Annotated in this window: 12 protein-coding genes and 10 tRNA genes; 11 read left to right on the forward strand and 11 right to left on the reverse strand. The window is 66.6% G+C overall.

Features of this window, described 5'->3' with window-relative positions:
• Positions 1 to 7 precede the first annotated feature (7 nt).
• The 7 genes from ACFVWG_RS00260 to ACFVWG_RS00290 are packed head-to-tail and all read left to right on the forward strand — an operon-like array spanning position 8 to position 9008.
• Entirely contained in the window at positions 8 to 898 is an 891-nt protein-coding gene (locus tag ACFVWG_RS00260) for a fumarylacetoacetate hydrolase family protein (RefSeq protein ID WP_391540931.1), read from the forward strand.
• Complete coding sequence (locus ACFVWG_RS00265) at positions 895 to 2346, forward strand: aldehyde dehydrogenase (NADP(+)) (RefSeq protein ID WP_391540932.1); 1452 nt, start codon at positions 895 to 897, stop codon at positions 2344 to 2346. The genes ACFVWG_RS00260 and ACFVWG_RS00265 overlap by 4 nt, the downstream gene beginning before the upstream one ends.
• A complete protein-coding gene (locus ACFVWG_RS00270) occupies positions 2343 to 4193 on the forward strand; it encodes an IlvD/Edd family dehydratase (protein ID WP_391540933.1) in 1851 nt (616 codons plus the stop codon). Before ACFVWG_RS00265 ends, ACFVWG_RS00270 begins: the two co-directional genes overlap by 4 nt.
• Positions 4193 to 5491: a DUF2088 domain-containing protein gene (locus ACFVWG_RS00275; protein ID WP_391540934.1), complete on the forward strand. Its 1299-nt coding sequence runs from the start codon at positions 4193 to 4195 to the stop codon at positions 5489 to 5491. The genes ACFVWG_RS00270 and ACFVWG_RS00275 overlap by 1 nt, the downstream gene beginning before the upstream one ends.
• A complete protein-coding gene (locus ACFVWG_RS00280; protein WP_391540935.1) occupies positions 5485 to 6357 on the forward strand; it encodes a U32 family peptidase in 873 nt (290 codons plus the stop codon). The genes ACFVWG_RS00275 and ACFVWG_RS00280 overlap by 7 nt, the downstream gene beginning before the upstream one ends.
• Complete coding sequence (locus ACFVWG_RS00285; RefSeq protein WP_391540936.1) at positions 6354 to 7727, forward strand: FAD-binding oxidoreductase; 1374 nt, start codon at positions 6354 to 6356, stop codon at positions 7725 to 7727. Before ACFVWG_RS00280 ends, ACFVWG_RS00285 begins: the two co-directional genes overlap by 4 nt.
• A complete protein-coding gene (locus ACFVWG_RS00290) occupies positions 7728 to 9008 on the forward strand; it encodes an alpha-L-fucosidase (protein ID WP_391540937.1) in 1281 nt (426 codons plus the stop codon).
• Positions 9009 to 9340: 332 nt separating this feature from the next.
• Here ACFVWG_RS00290 and ACFVWG_RS00295 read toward each other — a convergent pair.
• Positions 9341 to 9424 (reverse strand) — tRNA-Tyr (locus tag ACFVWG_RS00295).
• An 803-nt stretch (positions 9425 to 10227) separates the two neighbouring features.
• Here ACFVWG_RS00295 and ACFVWG_RS00300 point away from each other — a divergent pair.
• Positions 10228 to 11034 (forward strand): hypothetical protein, encoded by an 807-nt coding sequence (locus ACFVWG_RS00300; RefSeq protein WP_391540938.1) that lies wholly within the window; start codon positions 10228 to 10230, stop codon positions 11032 to 11034.
• A gap of 70 nt (positions 11035 to 11104) precedes the next feature.
• Here the strand turns inward: ACFVWG_RS00300 and ACFVWG_RS00305 are convergent.
• The 10 genes from ACFVWG_RS00305 to ACFVWG_RS00350 all read right to left on the reverse strand — a co-directional run bounded on the left by ACFVWG_RS00305 (position 11105) and on the right by ACFVWG_RS00350 (position 13792).
• A tRNA-Glu gene (locus tag ACFVWG_RS00305) sits at positions 11105 to 11180 on the reverse strand.
• Positions 11181 to 11188: 8 nt separating this feature from the next.
• Positions 11189 to 11277: transfer RNA gene (locus ACFVWG_RS00310), tRNA-Ser, on the reverse strand.
• Positions 11278 to 11314: 37 nt separating this feature from the next.
• The gene (locus tag ACFVWG_RS00315) at positions 11315 to 12511 is read right to left on the reverse strand and encodes an RtcB family protein (protein WP_391540939.1); all 1197 of its coding nucleotides are present in this window, start codon (positions 12509 to 12511) and stop codon (positions 11315 to 11317) included.
• Between the two features lie 108 nt (positions 12512 to 12619).
• A tRNA-Gln gene (locus ACFVWG_RS00320) sits at positions 12620 to 12692 on the reverse strand.
• A gap of 34 nt (positions 12693 to 12726) precedes the next feature.
• Positions 12727 to 13173 carry an HNH endonuclease gene (locus ACFVWG_RS00325; RefSeq protein ID WP_391540940.1) on the reverse strand — a complete coding sequence of 149 codons (447 nt, stop codon included), beginning with the start codon at positions 13171 to 13173 and terminating at the stop codon, positions 12727 to 12729.
• Positions 13174 to 13238: 65 nt separating this feature from the next.
• A tRNA-Leu gene (locus ACFVWG_RS00330) sits at positions 13239 to 13312 on the reverse strand.
• 35 nt (positions 13313 to 13347) lie between these two features.
• Positions 13348 to 13421 (reverse strand) — tRNA-His (locus ACFVWG_RS00335).
• A gap of 2 nt (positions 13422 to 13423) precedes the next feature.
• Positions 13424 to 13497 (reverse strand) — tRNA-Arg (locus tag ACFVWG_RS00340).
• A gap of 92 nt (positions 13498 to 13589) precedes the next feature.
• Positions 13590 to 13665 (reverse strand) — tRNA-Pro (locus ACFVWG_RS00345).
• 57 nt (positions 13666 to 13722) lie between these two features.
• Positions 13723 to 13792 (reverse strand) — tRNA-Trp (locus ACFVWG_RS00350).
• A 659-nt stretch (positions 13793 to 14451) separates the two neighbouring features.
• On the opposite strand from ACFVWG_RS00350, the gene ACFVWG_RS00355 reads away from it, so the two are divergent.
• From ACFVWG_RS00355 to ACFVWG_RS00365, 3 genes are all read left to right on the forward strand, one after another.
• Positions 14452 to 14527: transfer RNA gene (locus ACFVWG_RS00355), tRNA-Thr, on the forward strand.
• Between the two features lie 243 nt (positions 14528 to 14770).
• Positions 14771 to 16219, forward strand: coding sequence for an ATP-binding protein (locus ACFVWG_RS00360; protein ID WP_391540941.1), 1449 nt, complete (start codon positions 14771 to 14773; stop codon positions 16217 to 16219).
• Positions 16220 to 16358: 139 nt separating this feature from the next.
• Positions 16359 to 18758, forward strand: coding sequence for a DEAD/DEAH box helicase family protein (locus ACFVWG_RS00365; RefSeq protein WP_391540942.1), 2400 nt, complete (start codon positions 16359 to 16361; stop codon positions 18756 to 18758).
• The last annotated feature ends 17 nt before the right edge of the window (positions 18759 to 18775 follow it).

The following is an 18775-nucleotide window of genomic DNA, read 5'->3' on the forward strand; positions in this document are numbered from 1 at the left end:
TGGACTCATGCATTTCGTCCGTTACCAGTCATCCGATGGGCGGCCGGTCGTCGGTGTGCGAACCGGTGACACGGTGGCACCGCTCGAAGGTATCGCCAGCATGGCCGAGCTGTTGCGGCTTCCGCTCGCCGACCTGCGGACGGCCGCCGGCAAGACCGGTACGGCGATCTCTGTCGACGGGCTGAAGTGGTTGCCGCCGATCGACGGTCGCGGTGAGGTCTGGTGCGCGGGCGTCACCTACGAGCGTTCGCGGGGCGCTCGGATGGAGGAGAGCACCGAGGAGTCCGTCTACGACAAGGTCTACACCGCGGACCGGCCGGAGCTGTTCCAGAAGGCACCGGCCTGGCGGGTTGTCACGGATGGCGAGCCGGTCGGGATTCGCGTCGACTCAGGTCACGACGTACCGGAGCCGGAGCTCGCGGTCGTCGCCAACAGCCACGGTGAGATCGTCGGTTACACGATCTGCAACGATATGAGTTCGCGTTCGATCGAAGGCGAGAACCCGCTGTACGTGCCGCAGGCCAAGCTTTTCGCCGGTGGATGCGCGCTCGCGACCGGGATCCGGCCCGCCTGGGAGGTTGCGAACGCGAAAGAACTGACGGTCGGCCTGGTGATCCGCCGCGGCGGCGACGACATCTTCACCGAGACGACGTCGACCGCCAAGCTGGTCCGCGAGCTGCAGGACCTGATCGACGTGCTCTTCGTGCCGAACGACTTCCCGGACGGTGTGATCCTGGCGACTGGCACCGGAATCGTGCCTGAATTTGCCCTCCGGTTACAGGAGGGTGATGTCATCACTATCACCATCGACCAGCTCGGGACCTTGACGAACACCGTGGCCACCGGTCGGGAACCCTTTGCGTTCCTGGCTGAACAGAACTTTGAGGAGAAGCGATGACCGCCGACACCACACCCGCCGAGCTCGAGCAGGCCCTGGCAGCGGCCGCCGGCGCGGCGACCGCGCTCGGGTCCGCGGAGCCCGCCGTACGGGCCGGCTGGATTCGTGCCGCGGCGGATGCCCTGGATGCTGCGGCGGATGAGCTCGTGCCGATCGCGATCCGGGAGACGTCGTTGCCGGAGGCGCGGCTGCGGGGTGAGGTCGGGCGGAGCACCGGGCAGCTGCGGATGTTCGCGGATGCGCTGGTCGAGGGCTCGTTGCTCGAGGTGATCGTCGACACTGCTGACGCGGCCGCCAAGCCGGTGCCGCGACCGGATCTGCGCCGGGTGCTGGTGCCACTCGGACCTGTTCTGGTCTTTGCAGCAAGCAACTTCCCGTTCGCTTTCAGCGTGTGTGGTGGCGACACCGCATCCGCGCTGGCGGCTGGGTGCCCGGTGATCGTGAAGGCGCATCCGGGGCACCCGGAGCTCTCGGTGCGGACTGCTGAGGTGATGATCGAGGCCTTGCGTGCGGCGGGTGCGCCGGACGGGTCGCTCGGGCTGATCCAGGGCTTCGACGTCGGTGTGGTGGCGCTGAAGGATCCGCGGATCACGGCGGCCGGCTTCACCGGTTCGGTTCCGGCAGGCAAGGCGTTGCATGAGATCGCGGTCACCCGGCCGGAGCCGATCCCGTTCTACGGCGAGCTCGGCAGCCTGAACCCGGTCTTCGTCACCCAGGCCGCGATCGATGCCCGCGGCAAGGACATTGCGACTGGGTACGTCGGTTCCTTCACGCTCGGCGTTGGTCAGTTCTGCACCAAGCCTGGCCTGCTGTTCGTGCCGACCGGTCATGGTCTGCAGGAGAAGCTGGTTGAAGCTGCGAGTGGCGTCGCTGCCTCGACCATGCTGAACGAGCGGATCAAGGACACGTTCGACTCCGGCCTCGACCGGCTCGGGAAGATCGACGGGGTTCGCGTGTGGGCGTCCGGTGCCGCAACCTTGTTGCAGACAACGGTTTCCGAGCTGCTGGCGCGCCGGGACGAGATCCTCGAGGAGTGCTTCGGCCCGGTGTCGATCGTCGTCGAGTACGACGGTCCGGACGAGCTCCGGGCCGCGGTCGAGGCATTCGACGGCAACCTCACCGCGACTCTGCATGCCGAGGATTCTGACGCGGCGTTGGTGACTGAGCTGCTGCCGTTCCTGACGGCGAAGGCCGGCCGGGTGCTGTGGAACGGTTGGCCCACTGGGGTCGCGGTCTCCTGGGCTCAGCACCATGGCGGGCCGTTCCCGTCCACGGTTGGTTCGATCCACACCAGCGTCGGGGTGACGGCGGCTCGCCGGTTCCAGCGGCCGGTTGCCTATCAGGACGCGCCTGATGCGGTGCTGCCCGCCGTACTGCGGGATGCCAATCCGCTCGGGATCACGCGCCGGATCAACGGTGTGGTGACCACCGGGGAGGTGGAACGATGAGCGACGACGAGGGCCTGCCCCCGACCGCCGATCCGCGGGAGTCCGGCGTACCGGCGGATCCTGGTGGTGTGCCGACGCCTGAGAAGGCAGGCGTGCCTTCGGGTGAGTCCGGCTTGCGGAGTTATGAGCACTGGTTCGGCGAAGAGGGGCGCAACGGGTTCATCCACCGGTCGTGGATGCGGGCGCAGGGCTTCTCCGAGGAGGTGTTCGACGGGCGGCCGGTGATCGGGATCTGCAACACCTGGTCCGAGCTGACGCCGTGCAACGCGCACCTGCGGCGGTTGGCGGAGTCGGTGAAGCGCGGGGTGTGGCAGGCCGGCGGATTCCCGCTGGAGTTCCCGGTGATGTCGCTCGGCGAGACGATGCTGCGGCCGACCGCGATGCTGTTCCGCAATCTGCTCAGCATGGATGTCGAGGAGTCACTACGCGGCAACCCGATCGACGGCACAGTCCTGCTCACCGGCTGCGACAAGACCACGCCCGGCTCGATCATGGGCGCAGCCAGCGTCGACCTGCCCACCCTCGTGGTAACAGGCGGCCCGATGCTGAACGGGAAGTTCCGCGGCTGCGACATCGGCTCCGGTACGGCGGTGTGGCGGTTCACGCAGGACCGGAACGCCGGCCGGATGACCGAGGAGGACTACGCGGCCGCCGAGTCCGGGATGTCCCGGAGCAACGGTCACTGCATGACGATGGGGACGGCGTCCACGATGGCCTGTATGGCCGAGGCGCTCGGGCTCCAGCTGACCGGCTCGGCCGCGATCCCTGCCGTCGACTCACGGCGGTATTCGCTGGCGCAGCACGCCGGTCGGCGGATCGTGGAGATGGTGCACGAGGACCTCAAGCCCTCCGACATCCTGACTCGCGATGCTTTCGCCAACGCCGTTCGGGCGAATGCCGCGATCGGTGGTTCGACGAACGCTGTCATCCACCTGCTGGCGATTGCCGGCCGGGTCGGCGTCGACCTCTCGCTGGACGACATGGACGAGTGGGCGCGCGGCGTACCGTGGCTCGCCGACCTCCAGCCGTCCGGGCAGTACCTGATGGAGGACTTCTACTACGCCGGTGGGCTGCCGGCCGTCCTTCGCGAGATCCTTCCGTTGCTCAAGGCGGACGCGATCACGGTGACCGGTCGGACCATGGGCGAGAACGTGGCCAACGCCGAGCGGATCGACTGGTCCGGTCAGGAAGGGCGACCAGGCGCGGCCGTTATCCGGCCGGTCGGGAATCCGCTCGGGAGCGGCGCAGGAACCGCCGTACTGAAGGGGAATCTTGCCCCGGACGGTGCTGTGGTCAAGCAGTCTGCTGCGTCCGAGCGGTTGTTGCAGCATCGCGGCAAGGCTCTGGTCTTCAGCAGCATCGAGGAGTACGACCTGGCGGTCGACGATCCCGATCTCGATGTCGACGAGGACACCGTGCTTGTCCTGCAGAACTCGGGACCGCGCGGCTATCCGGGCATGCCGGAGGTCGGCAACATGACGATCCCGCGCAAGCTCGCCGAGATCGGCGTCGACGACATGGTGCGGATCTCCGATGCGCGCATGTCCGGTACGGCGTATGGGACCGTCGTACTGCATGTCACGCCGGAGGCGGCGGTTGGCGGACCGCTCGCGCTTGTGCGGACCGGGGACTGGATCGAGCTCGATGTTCCGGCGCGACGATTGCACCTGGATGTGTCGGACGAGGAGCTGGAGAAGCGCCGCGCCGATTGGCAGCCGCCCGCACCGCCGACGGATCGCGGCTGGGCCCGCCTGTACGTTGACCACGTCACGCAGGCGAACGAGGGCTGCGACCTCGACTTCCTGGTGGGTCGCACCGGCTCCGCGGTCGCTCGGCAGAGTCACTGATGAGTAGCTGGGGACCGTTCGAGGCCGTCCGGGGATTGCGCCCGGACGGCGTGATCCCGCAGGTCACGCCGATTCGCCGGCTCCTGCCCGACCTGCCGACCGTGTCCGATCCGGCGGCTGCCACGCAGGCTGCGTTGGAGCCGTTGCGAGCCCGGATTCACCCGGGTGCGCGGATTGCGGTGACGGCGGGCAGCCGTGGAATTCACGACCTGGTGCCGGTGGTGCGAGCTGCCGTTGAGTGGCTGTTGGCGGCCGGTGCCGCGCCGTTCGTCGTACCGGCGATGGGTTCGCATGGTGGGGCGACGGCTGATGGGCAGCGCGAGATGCTGGCTGGGCTCGGGATTACGCAATCGAGTGTCGGTTGCCCGATCGAGGCGACCATGGAGACCGTTGTCGTCGGCAAGCTGGACGACGGTACGCCGGTTCATCACGACGCGATCGCCGCTGCCGCGGACGGCGTGCTGCTGATCAACCGGGTCAAACCACACACGGACTTCCACGGGCCGATCGAGAGCGGGCTGGCGAAGATCCTCGCGATCGGCCTCGGGAATCACGCGGGCGCAGCTGCGCTGCACGCCGGTGGGATTCCTTCGCTTGGCGCCAACATCGAGGCCGCGGCGCGAGCGGTGGTTGCTGAGGGCAAAGTCCTTGGTGGGCTGGGGGTTCTGGAGAACGCGCTGGAGCAGACCGCGGCGGTCGAGTTGGTCCCAGCCGACGGGATCGCGGGCGCGGCCGAGCACGCCTTGTTGCAGCGGGCAAGCAGTCTGCTCGGACGGTTGCCGTTCGACGAGCTGGACGTCCTGGTGGTGGACGAGCTGGGCAAAGACAAGTCCGGCGCCGGCATGGACACGAACGTGATCGGGCGCTGCTGGGTGCACGGCATTCCCGAATTCGAGTCGCCGACGATTGCCGCGATCAGTGTGCACGCGCTGTCGGAGGCGTCGCATGGGAATGCCTCTGGACTGGGGTTGGCGGATGTGATGCCGGCCTCGCTGTTGGAGCAGATCGATCTGCAGGCCAGCTACGTGAATGCATTGACCTCCGGAGCCGGGGGAGCGCGCAGATCCCGGCTGCCGATGGTGATGGCGGACGACGAGGCGGCAGTCCTCGCGGCGATCACGATGTGCGGCCGACGCGACTGGTCCGAGCTGCGGCTGGCGCGGATCAAGGACACGTTGTCTCCGCACGAGTTGCTGGTCACGCCCGCTCTGCTGGCCGAGGCCGGTGATCGGTTCGACCTGGAGATCACCGGTGCTGCCGGTGACCTGACGATCGAGGGGAAGCTTGCGCCATGGTGACTCTTCGCGAGGCGCATGCCCTGTTGGCCGACCGCGGCTTCCGCCCCGGCGGCCCGTCCACGGCCACGTTCGCCGACGGTACGCCGTACAAGGTGGAGATCCCTTCGTGCGAGGGACCGCGGGTGATGGCGGCCGTGCTCGAGGAGGCGGCCACGCGCGGGGTGACGGTCGACCGGGTCTCGCAGGGCAGCGGCGTGATGATGCTGACCGACGCCGAGATCGAGGAGATGCTGTCGCTCGGCGCGTCCGCCGGGGTCGAGGTTTGTCTGTTCCTCGGACCGCGGGCAGCCTGGGACATCGGCGGGCAGGCCAAAGTCGCGGCCGCGGTCGCAGGCGTTGCGCGCGGCAACGAGATGGTTGCCGCGTCGTTGTGTGACGCGTTCCGGGCGGTTGAGTTGGGCGTGCGGAGCCTGCTGGTCGGGGATATCGGCGTACTGGAACTGCTTGGGCAGCTGAAGGTCGACGGGTCGTTGCCTCCTGACCTGGTCCTGAAGACGTCAGTGCTGATGCCGTTGCCCAATGCACCGACTGCGCGGCTGTACGAGCGGCTGGGCGCGACGAGTCTGAACGTCTCGACGGACCTTCCGGTGCCGGTGCTGGCGGAGATCCGGTCGGTGACCTCGGTGCCGATCGACATGTACATCGAGGTGCCGGACGACCAGGGTGGGCACGTGCGGTTCTACGACGTACCGGAGATCGTGAAGGTGGCTGCGCCGGTGTATCTCAAGATGGGGCTGCGGAACGCGCCGAACATCTACCCGGTCGGGGCGCATCTGGCCGCGACCGCGGAGGCGTTGGGGCGTGAGCGGGTGCGCCGTGCGGAGTTGATCCTGCGACTGCTGGCCGAACAGGATGAGACCTTATGAGTGACTTGCTGATCGATCGTCTCCGCTCGGCGCTGGGGGACAACGCGGTCGTCGACGATGCCGACGTACTGGACTCGCATCGGAGCGACCACGCGACCTTCTGCAGGGCCGGCGTACCGCGGGTGCTCGTGCGGCCGTCGACCACGGCTGAGGTGTCTTCGGTGCTGAAGATCGCGACGGAGTTCGGCGTACCGGTGGTGACGCAGGGAGCGCGGACCGGGTTGTCCGGTGCGGCGAACGCGACCGACGGTTGCCTGCTGCTGTCGACTGCGCGGATGAACCGGATCCTGGAGATCTCGGCCGAGGACCAGGTCGCGGTTGTGCAACCCGGTGTGGTGAACGCCGAGCTGTCCCGCGCCGTCCTCGAGCAGGGGTTGTTCTATCCGCCGGATCCGTCGTCGTGGGAGATGTCCACGATCGGCGGCAACATCGCGACCAACGCTGGTGGATTGTGTTGCGTGAAGTACGGCGTGACGTCGGACTTCGTGCGTGGGTTGGAGGTTGTGCTGGCCTCGGGCGAGATCGTCCGGACCGGTCGGCGTGCGGCGAAGGGCGTCGCGGGGTATGACCTGACGCGGCTGATCGTGGGTTCCGAGGGGACGCTGGGCGTGGTCACCGAGGCGACGCTCACCCTGCGGCCCGCGCCGGAGGCGGCGCTGACCGCGGCAGCCACGTTCTTGTCCATCGAGGACGGGATTGCCGCTGCCGCCGCGGTGATGGCGTCCGGCCTGCGGCCGTCGTTGCTGGAGTTCCTGGACGGACCGACGGCGCGCGCGATCCAGGACTACCGGGACATGGGGTTGCCGGCGAACGTCGGGTCGCTGCTGATCGCGCAGTCCGACCGCGGTCCGCGGGCCGCCGAGGACGTCGCGCGGATCGCCGCGATCTGTACGGCGCACGGCGCGGTCGAGGTCGCCGAGGCGTCGGATGCCGAGGAATCCCGGATGCTGCTCGAGGCCCGGCGCCTGGTCAACCCGGCGTTGGAGCCGCTCGGGATCACACTGATCGACGATGTCTCGGTCCCGCGGTCGAAGCTGGTCGCGTTGCTGCGGGGTATCGCCGAGATCGGGACGAAGTACGACGTACTGATTTGTTGCCCTGGGCATGTTGGTGACGGGAACATGCATCCGACGGTGGTGTTCGGGCGTGATGATCCGGCAGCGGAGGCTCGCGCGCTGGAGGCGTTCGGGGCGGTGATGGAGCTCGGGCTCGCGCTCGGCGGGACGATCACGGGTGAGCACGGCATCGGTACGTTGAAGGCGCGCTGGCTTGAGGATGAGCTGGGGCCGGTCAGCCTGGAGTTGCATCGACGCGTCAAGCAGGCCTTCGATCCAGCCGGTCTGCTGAACCCGGGCAAGGTGCTGCTGTAGATGGATGCTTCGGCTGTGCGGCCATCCGGACGTCAACTTGCTTGGCAGCAACAAGAACTGACGGCATTCGTGCACTTCGGTGTGAACACCTTCACGGATCTGGAGTGGGGGACTGGCCTGGACGACCCGGCCGTCTTTGACCCGCAGGACCTGTCGTGCGGCCAATGGGTGCGGGCGTTGGTGAACGCCGGGTTCAAGAGTGTGATCCTGACGGCCAAGCACCACGACGGCTTCTGTCTGTGGCCGACCCGCTATACAACGCACAATATCGCCGCAAGCCCGTCTGGGCGCGACGTGATGGCGGAGCTATCCGCTGCTTGTGCTGAGCATGGGTTGGGGTTGGGCTTCTACCTCTCGCCCGCGGATCTGTATCAGGAGAAGGCGCCCGGCGGGTACTACGGCAACGGAAGCCCAGTGGTTGCCTCGGACATCCAACCTGGGTTCACCTATGAGGTGGACGACTACAACCGGTACTACCTGAACCAGCTGTACGAGCTGCTCACGCAGTACGGGCCGATCGTCGAGGTCTGGCTGGATGGGGCGAACCCGACCAGTACGGCGCAGGAGTACGCCTTCGACGCGTGGTTCGACCTGATCCGGCGATTGGCGCCCTCGGCAACGATCGCCGTCGGTGGACCGGACGTGCGGTGGGTCGGCAACGAAGACGGATTCGCCCGGGAGACGGAGTGGAGCGTCGTACCGTTTGCTGGCGGACGGATGGTCGCTGCGGAGACCGCAGCGGAGGTTGCCGGTCCTGCGGAGTTGGCCGAGGCCGACGAGCTGCGCTGGTATCCGGCCGAGGTCGACGTGTCCATTCGGCCGGGCTGGTTCTACCACGCGGCCGAGGACGACGCGGTGAAGTCAGTCCCCGAGCTCCTCGACATCTACCGCAAGTCGATCGGCCGGAACGCCGTACTGCTGCTGAACATCCCGCCGGATCGGCGCGGCCGGTTCGCGGATCCCGACGTACAGGCGCTGTCTGCTTTTGGGGCGGCCGTGCGGTCGTACTACGGAACGGCTGTTGAGCTGCCGGGTTCGTTCAACGTGGTCAGCCTGCGCGAGGACGTCGCCGCTGGCCAGCAGGTCGAGTCCTTCGCCGTCGACGCGCTGGTCGATGGCACCTGGTCTGAGGTCGCAACCGGTACCACCATCGGCCACCGCCGCCTGATCCCCTTGAACCGTTCGGTGACCGCCGACGCCGTACGGGTCCGTCTCCTCGCGACCCGAGCGCCTTCGCCGGCCGTCACCCTCACCGTCCACCACGACCCGACCATCGCCTAAGTCCCCCTGCCTGGAGTCGAACCAGGAACCGAGCCTTCGGAGAGCCCGGCGTACATCCCTTACCAGAGGGGTCAACGCCGCCCTCCACCTGAAGGGCGGCGCCTCGCTCTTACTCGTCGACCGAGACGACCCGCATCCAGTCGGAGCACTCGCCCTCGCACCAGACGTGATCACCACGGTGTGCCAACCGATCCCGCTGCACATGCCCACACGCCAGCAGCACCCGCCGCAACGCATGCCCCTGACTGACCGGAGAACCGGTCCGCCCTCCAGGCACTCGCTTCCTGTCCCTGAGTCCCGCCATAGCCGGTCCTCCTCTCTGTTTGTTGGAGTGCAGGAGGCAGGATTCGAACCTGCTAAGCCCGAAGGCACCGGGGTTACAACCCGGCCCACCTCTCCATCGGTGGCGCTCCTGCTCGTTCTGGTATCGCAGCGCAGACGGGACTCGAACCCGCACACTCCGCGGTGAAAACGCGGCGACGCGGTGAGAGTGAGATTCGAACTCACGGGCCGGCCGAGGGCCGACCGACGGTTTAGCAAACCGACCGGACCGCTCCGCGTTTCGCCTTATAGATAAGGGAATTCCCAAGTAGAAGCCGATTTTGAGTGTTCGGCTAGGACCGGCGTGGTTCGGCCCGATGCAACCTGACTCGTGGTCGCCAGATGGGCTTCAGAAGGCGTACTGCGCCCGGAACCGTTCCCGCTCGCAGACCGGTGTTCGCTCCGGTTCGGAGGCAGGGTGATACCGCAGCGGCATTATGTGCTCTGGCCGACTGGTCACTGACTCCTCCCCTGTATGCGTCTGCACGGGTTGGTATGACGAGTGTGCCAACTGGACGGTTCCTCCTCGGCAATGGATTTACGTGAGCCGTCGACAGGCGGAGTCGGTTGCGGCATGGGAGACTCGACTGGCAACTTTTCGCAACATCGATGACAAGCAACTTCGCGGAACCCCAGACTTGGCAACGCAAGCTCAAGCAACCGATGCAGGGGATCATCATGAAACTGACGGTCGTTGCAGGCGCCCCGGAACCGCTGCCGCTACCTACCGGCGGATCTCACCTTGGGGCTGCCGTGTTCCCTGAGCACAGCAGACCCTTCTTCTAACCCTCCACACGGATCGCCTCTGCGAAGTGAGCCACGACCTTGACCACCTCGGACCTCAAACCAGGCGGGCGACGCCGGCCGGGTATCCCCATCCAGGTGGTTGACTGCTCTCATGTTCGAGGACCTAGAGCACCCAGATGCGGCCTACGCGATTGGGCTGCTCCAGACCGACGGCACTCACTCGGGGAGTCTCGACGGCAAAGGGCGCGTCTCGCTCGAGCTCGCCGTGAGGGATGAGGAGATCCTCGTGAAGATCTCCTCATTGCTGCCCTGCTACTCGTCCATCGGCCACCGCAAACGGACGACGAACTTCGCAGACGAGTACGAGACGGCGATACTCCGTTTCTACGACAAAGCAACGCGCCGCTCCCTGGCTGCCGCCGGCGTTCCGGTCGGCCGGAAGACGGATCGGATTGCTCCGCCAGTTTGCACGCTCGCGACTCCTGATTACGTGCGAGGACTGCTCGATGGAGATGGCTCTGTCGGGTTCACCCGGAAAGGCGAGCCGTTCGTGAGCATGGTGACCGCGAGCCCATCCATCGCCGGCTTTGTCTGCGACATCGTCCGTGACGTGTGTGGAGTTGTTCGCAATGTTCGCCCTAACAGCCGTGACGGCGTCTACAACATCCTGGTGCTGAATCTCGCAGCCGCGCGTCTGGCTGGTTGGGCTTGGTACTCCCCTCACGTGCTTTGCCTGGCGAGGAAGCAGGAAGCTGCCCGACGTGTGGCATTGTGGGTGCCTCCCGTAGCGAAGGCAGGTAGATACCAGGTCGTTCGCAAGCCTTGGACGGAATCCGACGATCTGGTGGTCATGGCGCACGGCCAATCGGAGGCTGCTCGGCTGCTCGGCCGCAGTATCTCGAGCGTCTCAGTACGCAAGTGGCGCCTTCGAGCGGCAGAGCCGGGTGTTGAATCCTGACGCCGCCGCTGGGGGACAGGCTGGATTCGAGACGGCCGCCGTTAGACCAACTCGGCTTGCCTTGCCGGACTGACGCCGTACCGGATTCGAACCGGCGATCTCCCGGCTGAGAACCGGACGTCCTACCCGCTAGACCAACGGGGCTCGTGCTGCGCGGTGAGAGTGAGATTCGAACTCACGGGCCGACCTCGGTCGACCGACGGTTTAGCAAACCGCTGCCCTTGCCTACGGGCGAACCTCACCTCGGGTCTGCCGTGTCCCCTGAGCACGGCAGACCCTTCTATCCCTTGACGCAGATGACCTGCTTGAGGTGCGCGACTACCTCGACCAGGTCGGACTGGGCGGCGATGACCGACTCGATGTTCTTGTAGGCCGCCGGCAGCTCATCGAGCACGCCGGCGTCCTTGCGGGACTCGACCCCGGCCGTCTGGGCGATCAGGTCGTCGACCGTGAACCGGCGCTTCGCCTCGTTGCGGCTCATCCGCCGGCCTGCCCCGTGTGAGGCCGAGTAGAAGGACCGCTCCGAGCCGAGCCCGCGGACGACGTACGAGCCCGTCCCCATCGAGCCCGGAATCAGGCCGAGGTCACCGGCACCGGCCCGGATCGCACCCTTGCGGGTGACGAGCAGGTCGAGACCGTCGAAGTGTTCCTCGGCGACATAGTTGTGGTGGCACGAGATCGGCTCGTCGAACCGGATCTCCTGCGCGAAGGACTCCCGCACGGCCCGCATCACGAGCGCCAGCATCGTCGCCCGGTTCTGCGACGCGTACTGCTGCGCCCAGGTCAGGTCCCGCCGGTACGCCGCCATCTGCGGCGTACCGGACAGGAACACGGCCAGATCGCGATCCGGGAGATCCGCATTGTGCGGAAGCTCCTTGGCGATCGACATGTGTCGCTCCGCCAGCTCCTTGCCGATATTGCGGCTCCCGGAGTGCAGTATCAGCCACACGCGGTCGTCATCATCAAGGCAGATCTCGATAAAATGGTTCCCCGATCCGAGCGAACCCATCTGCTTGTGGGCCTTGCTCTCACGCTGCTGCACGCCCTTGTGCAGCTCGTTGAACGACCGCCACAGTCGGTCCGACGGCCGCGGGTCCAGCCCCAGCCGACGGATGCTGACCGGTTCGTCATGCGACCGGAAACCAACCGGTACGGCGGCCTCGATCCGGGAGCGAATCCCGGACAGGTCGTCCGGCAGGTCCGCTGCCGTCAGCGACGTCAGCACACCTTCCATGCCGCACCCGATGTCGACGCCGACCGCCGCCGGCGACACCGCCTGGTACATCGCAATCACGGACCCCACCGTGGCTCCCTTACCGAGATGCACATCAGGCATCACGCGGACACCGTGCACCCACGGCAGCGCAGCGATGTTGCGCAGCTGCTGCAGTGCCTGGGCACCCACCTCGTACTCATGAGCCCACATGAGCGTAGAGCTCTTCGCTCCGCTCAGCTCAACCGGAAACTCCACGTTCATCCCCTCACCCCTCGTCAGTTGTCGGCTACCAGTCCCAGGCACGCGTGTCGCCGCGGAGCATCTCCTCACCCTGTTCGTGTCACTGCCGGTGCCGGACGCACCGGAACGCTGCCAGGGCAGGGCTCGAACCTGCGGGACCTCGGGTCAGAACCGAGGGTGGGTCACCGTCGCCCACCTGGCATCGCGCTCCAACGCGACACCGAGGTGGTGTCACGTCAGAGCGATATCTCCGCACGCGAGGGAATCCACGGCTGCCACAACAGCGGCATACCGGCTTCCTCGGGCGTGCGTGAGCCCTTCTTCTCATTACACGACGCGTGCGCGGCCACAGCGTTCAGCCACTCACCACGTCCACCACGAGACCGCGGTACGACGTGGTCCATCGTGGTTGCACCCTTCAGGCCGCAGTACGCGCACGTGTGCTTGTCACGCTTCAGTACGCCGGCCCGCGTGTACTGGAGCCGTCCGGACGCGTAGCGCCACTTGGTGACGACGTACCGGACGAGCCGGAGCACCCGGGGGAGGGGAAACGGTCCGATGCTGGCGCCGTCATGTGCTTCCTCGACGACGGCTACTTCGCGCACGAGCATCCGGATGGCGTGCTGGATCGACACGACATGCAGCTGCTCGTACGAGGCGTTGAGAACGATCACACCGCTCATGTGCTTCCTCCTCCCTTCCAGTGTGCCCGACCACGCCAGACGAGGTCGGGTGAAATTGGTGTCGGTGCGGCCCCAGGGAGTCGAACCCTGAACCTCCTGGTCCTAAGCCAGGTGCCTCTGCCAGTTGGGCCAGAGCCGCAAGTACTACGGTGCGTGGTGGTACGACGCACAGAGGGTGTCCGGCGGGGCTCGAACCCGCTTCCCCCGGGGCCACATCCCGATGCCTCGCCCACTTCGACCTCGGACACAGCACGCTCGGCAGGACTCGAACCTGCAACCTCCTGCTTCGTAGGCAGGCGCTCTCTCCACTTGAGCCACGAGCGTTCGGGCGCCCTGCGCGGGATGTCGTGCGGATTTCCCGCGCAGGGCACTCTTGGGGCGCCCGCTCGGCCGGTAGCAAGCATGCTGCGGGCGCCTGGTCCAGCTGGGGGGACTCGAACCCCCGTCTCCCTCAACCCAAATGAGGTGGCCTGGCCACTGGCCCACAGCTGGCTAACACATGTAATTGTCAATTGTTCGGATCGGGCATTCGTAAATGCCGAAAGAATGCATCGGTGGAGGGGATCGAACCCTCATGACGCGGGTTTGGAGTCCGGTCCGCAAACCATTGCACACCGACGATGACCCGTTTCCGGGCAAAGAAAAAGAGCCGCCTTGCCGGTTGCCCGGCCCAGACGGCTCCTGAGGTGTCTCCCTCGCGGGATCACCCAGGCGGACCGCCCGAACGCAGGCTCTGCTCACTGCCGAGCTCGTGATAGAAGGCATCGATACGCACAGTTCGCAGGCACGACAGCAAAGCCACGCGGCGGGGCCGCCAAGCTTTCGTCGCGTTCTGCGTCCTGGTCACGATCGTCTCCTAGTCAGTAGTCCTTGCGGGCAATAGTCTCACCCAAACCCATCCCCCGAGTCAACGCATTTCCCACACAATTTCTTCCGCACCTATTTCCCCGCCTCGCGACCTTGTGCACGGCCCAGTCATTCCGTGAGCCGATTCATGGTCGACGGGTGCTCAAGGTGGCAGCGGCCCGCAACCTTGTGCGCGGTTCAGTCATCCGCGGGGGCGGATTGTGGCTGGTGCGTGCTCAAGGTCGGACGAGGCCGCCACCTTGTGCACGGTTCAGTCACCCGCGAGGGTGGATTGCGGCTGGTGCGTGCTCAAGGTCGCGCCGGCCCGCCGCCCCGACTGACCGCACCGTGCCGCACCCCACACCCGCCCGCCCCGGATCCGATTCGAACTGACCCCCGCTCGCCCGCTACACTCTTGCCTCGGTACCACCCGCCGCCTTAGCTCAGTCGGCAGAGCGTCTCACTCGTAATGAGAAGGTCGTCGGTTCGATTCCGACAGGCGGCTCCACGCAGGAGCACGAAAGAACCCCAGGTCACGGGCTACATGGCCTGGGGTTCTGTCTGTCTCAGCCGCTTCGTGGAGCCACTCGTGGAGCGAGCCAGCTAACGGCGTTACCAACGCACACACCACCGGCCTCTTCGACGACGTCCTCGGCCCCGCCGCGGGCAGGCGGGGCCGCATCCTCCGAGGTACCGATACTCAGGTTGAGTATTGTATTCTCAACATGAGTATTCCTGGTCGGAGGTGTCAGTGGAGTCTCCCAGCTATCGGCAACACGTCGAGAGGTTCATCGACTCGGCTGCAGATCGGCACACTCTGGGGCTGGTGTACGGCCGGCGCCGGATTGGTAAGTCGACGCTACTCGAGGCGGTCACTCGGGAACGGGGCGGCTTCTATTGGGAGGCCACGCGGACCGAGACAGCGATCCAGTTGTCGCGGCTCGGTGAGGCGCTGGGGGAACACCTGGGGGTTGGGCGGGTCGCGCTGGACAGTTGGGACGAGGCCTTTCGGCAGTTGCTGCGGTTGGGTGAGATGCGTCAGTTGCCGGTCGTCGTCGACGAGTTCGGGCACGTGCTCGCGGCTGATCCGTCGGCGGACTCGATCGTCGCAACGGCGATAGGGCCGGCCGCGCGGCGCTCCAGTCAAGGGCAGGCACGGCTGGTGCTGTGCGGTTCGGCCATGGCCATGATGGGGTCGCTCACCGCTGGGGAGGCACCGCTTCGGGGGAGGGCAGGCATGGAGCTTGTGATGCAGCCCGCGGACTTTCGTGACGCCGCCAATTGGCTCGGCGCACCTGCGGATCTCGGATTGGCGGCGCGGGTTTATGCCGTGATCGGGGGCGTGGTCGGCTACGCGACGGACATGGTCGATCATGACCTGCCATCCGGGCCGGGAGACTTCGATCGCTGGATCGTCGAGAGGTTGTTGTCCCCCGCTGCGACGCTGCACCACGAGGCGACAACGCTGCTCGCCGAGGACCCCACGCTCGCCGCCGCGAACCCCGTCATCCTGAACAGCATCCTCGGGGCAATCGCGAACGGGTCCGTCGCCGCGGGCAAGATCGCGAACCAGTTGCGCCGCTCGGTGTCGAACATCGAGCCGGCGGTCCGGCGTCTGATCGCGGCCGGCTTCGTTGTCCGCCACGCTGATCCCGTGCGGTCACAGCGCCCCACCTATGCATTGGCGGACCCGTTTCTGCAGTTCCACTACGCCGTGTTGGAGCCACACAGCTCGTTGCTGCGTGACCGTGAACCGTTCGGGAGTTGGGAGCGGCGCCTGGCACCGACGTTCGACGCGCATGTTCGTGGGCCTGTCTTCGAAGAGCAAGTGCGCAGCTGGGTGCGGCGCTTCGCGTCGGCGGAAACGCTCGGCGCGGAGCCCGACTACGTGGGTCCGTCGGCGGTGGTGATTGATGGAACCGAGCGGCAACTCGATGTGGTCGTCGCCGAAGCGAAGGACCCTGACGAGCCACCAGGATCCCGCACGATCTGTGCCATCGGCGAAGCCAAGTCCGGTGAGACGATCGGTCACGGACACCTTCGAGTTCTGGAACAAGCCCGTGCGGCCTACGGCAGCAGAGCCACACAGGCCAAGCTGCTGCTGGCAGCCCCCACCTTCACCGCAGAGCTGCGCGAAGAAGCTGTACGGCGGCACGACATCGAACTGATCGACCTCGAACGGCTATATCACGGGAGTTAGCTGCCGCGCCTTGCCCGGACAGCTTTCATCGTCGGCTCGTCGGGAGCAGGCGCCGCAAACTCCTGCAGACGTCGTCCGGCGGCCCAATGCCTGCGTTGAAGAGACGTGGCATCGGGTTGCGCCCTGGCAGGATGGTCGTGTGAGTCTTCGTGACGACAGCGATGGCGGTGGCACACCGGAGTTGCGGCGTGAGTTGTCCGAGCTCCGGGCTGAGCGGGACCGGCTGCGGGCCGAGAATGCGCGCCTGTCCCGTCTGTTGGAACTACGAGGCCAGGACACCACGCCTGCGGCCGAGCAGCTCGCGGCCCCGGTGAGGTCGGGTGAGATGGTGTCGATGGCGGGCTCGACGCCGCAGCAGAAACTCGCGCTCTACCTGGACCTGTTCCGTGCCAGGACCGACACCTACGCGAAACGCTGGGAGGACCCGCGTACGGGCAAGAAGGGGTGGACGCCTGCGGCGGCCGGTGGGTGGCGCAAGGGCATGACCCGCGCGACTGCCCGCCTGCTTCCGCTGACTCCCGACGTCGTTGCCGAGCACCTGGCTGCACGCTCACGGCAGGATCTGTTCATCGGCCTGTATCCGATGCTCGCGGACAACACCTGCTGGTGGCTGGCTGCCGACTTCGACGGCAAGGCCGCGATGCTCGACGCCCTGGCATACGTCAAGGCTGCCCGAACTGCGGGCGTCCCCGCTGCGCTGGAGATCTCCCAGTCCGGCGCCGGGGCGCATGTGTGGATCTTCTTCACCGCGGCGATCCCCGCACAGACGGCACGCGCGGTCGGGACCCTGCTGATCCACGAGGCCATTCTCCAGCGTGGCGTCATGAGTCTGGGTTCCTACGATCGTCTGTTTCCGAGCCAGGACGTGCTGCCCGGCTCTGGCCCAGGCAACCTGATCGCCGCACCGCTCCACGGCAACCGCCGCAAGGATGGGCTCACGCTCTTCCTCGACCTTGCCACGTTGGAGCCGTACGAGGACCAGTGGGCATTCCTCTCGACGCTGGACCGGCTCACCCCGGGTGACGCCGCCCGGCTCGCCCGCAAGGCGTCACGCGCCGCCGTCGGCCACGACGTCACGACCCTGGCACGAGCCGAGGCCACCAAGGTGCACCCGCCCATGCCGCCAGTTGTGCTCGCCGAACTCGCCGCCGGCTTGGCACTGGATGCGACCGTCCTCCCGCCTGCTGCTCTGGCGACCTTCAAGCATGCCGCATCGATGGCGAACCCGAAGTTCTACGAGCTGCAACGGCTGCGCAAGTCCACCTGGGACACCCCGCGGTTCGTCACTGGCTACGACCTGACCCTCGAGGAGAAGCTCGTCCTGCCGCGTGGCCTGCGGCACCTGGTCACAAGCATTATCGAGCGCAGTGGTGCTCGCCTCGACCTCACCGACAACCGGACCGCCGGTACGGAGATCGACGTCGCGCTCATCGGTGAGCTCGCCGACCGGCAGGCAGCGGCGGTCGGCGACCTGCTGGCGCACGACGACGGCATCCTGGTCGCCCCGCCAGGATCGGGCAAGACGGTCATGGCATGTGCGGTCATCGCCGAACGAGCGGTGTCCACACTGATCCTGGTCGACCGCAAAGCCCTCGCTGACCAATGGCGGACTCGACTGACCGAGTTCCTCGGCCTCAAACCAGGACAGCTCGGTGGCGGACGGAGCAAGCTGACGGGCATTGTCGATGTCGCCATGCTGCCCACCCTGGCCAGGCACGACGACGTCGAGAATCTGACTGCCGGATACGGGCAGGTCATCATCGATGAGGCTCATCATGTCGCAGCAGCCGCATACGACCACTCGGTGAAGAAGATCGCCGCCCGGTACTGGCTCGGTCTCACTGCCACTCCCGACCGCCGCGACGGCCTCGGCGAGCTCCTGCGCTGGCAGCTCGGACCGGTCCGGCACACGATGACTGACGAGATACCAGGGACGCTGCCCGAAGCAGCCGACGCCAGCTCAGGACCGGCGCGAGTGCTGCATGTGCACGAGACCAGCTTCACCGCGGCAGACATCGCTCAGGATGCACCGTCGCTTATCGCCGAGGCTCACCGGGCACTTACCGTCGACAAAGACCGCAACGAGCAGATCCTCGACGACGTCCACGCAGCTCTGACCCAGGGACGCAACTGCCTCGTCCTTACCCGCCGGATCGCACACCTCGAGGCGATGACCTCGCTTCTGGCCGGTCGCGGCCACAAACCGCTTGTTCTCCAGGGCGGTATGCCGGCCAGGGAGCGGCGTGCCATCGTCGAACGACTCACTGACGCCAAGGCCGGTGACGGTGTCCTGGTCGTAGGCACGACACCGTTCGTCGGCGAAGGGTTCGACGCACCTGCCCTGGACACACTGTTCCTCGCGGCGCCGATCTCCTTCGATGGACTCCTGCTCCAGTGCGCCGGGCGAGTCGTGCGCCCCGCACCCGGCAAGGCCGTCGCCGAGGTCCACGATTACCACGACCCGCTCGTTCCGTTGCTGGCAGCCTCGCTCAAGCGACGAATGCCCGGGTACAAGCGGCTGCGATTCGAGCGGGCCTAAAAGTACGCGCGAAAGTA

It is taken from the genome of Kribbella sp. NPDC058245 (genome assembly GCF_042882005.1).
In the GTDB taxonomy this organism is placed as follows: Bacteria; Actinomycetota; Actinomycetes; order Propionibacteriales; family Kribbellaceae; genus Kribbella.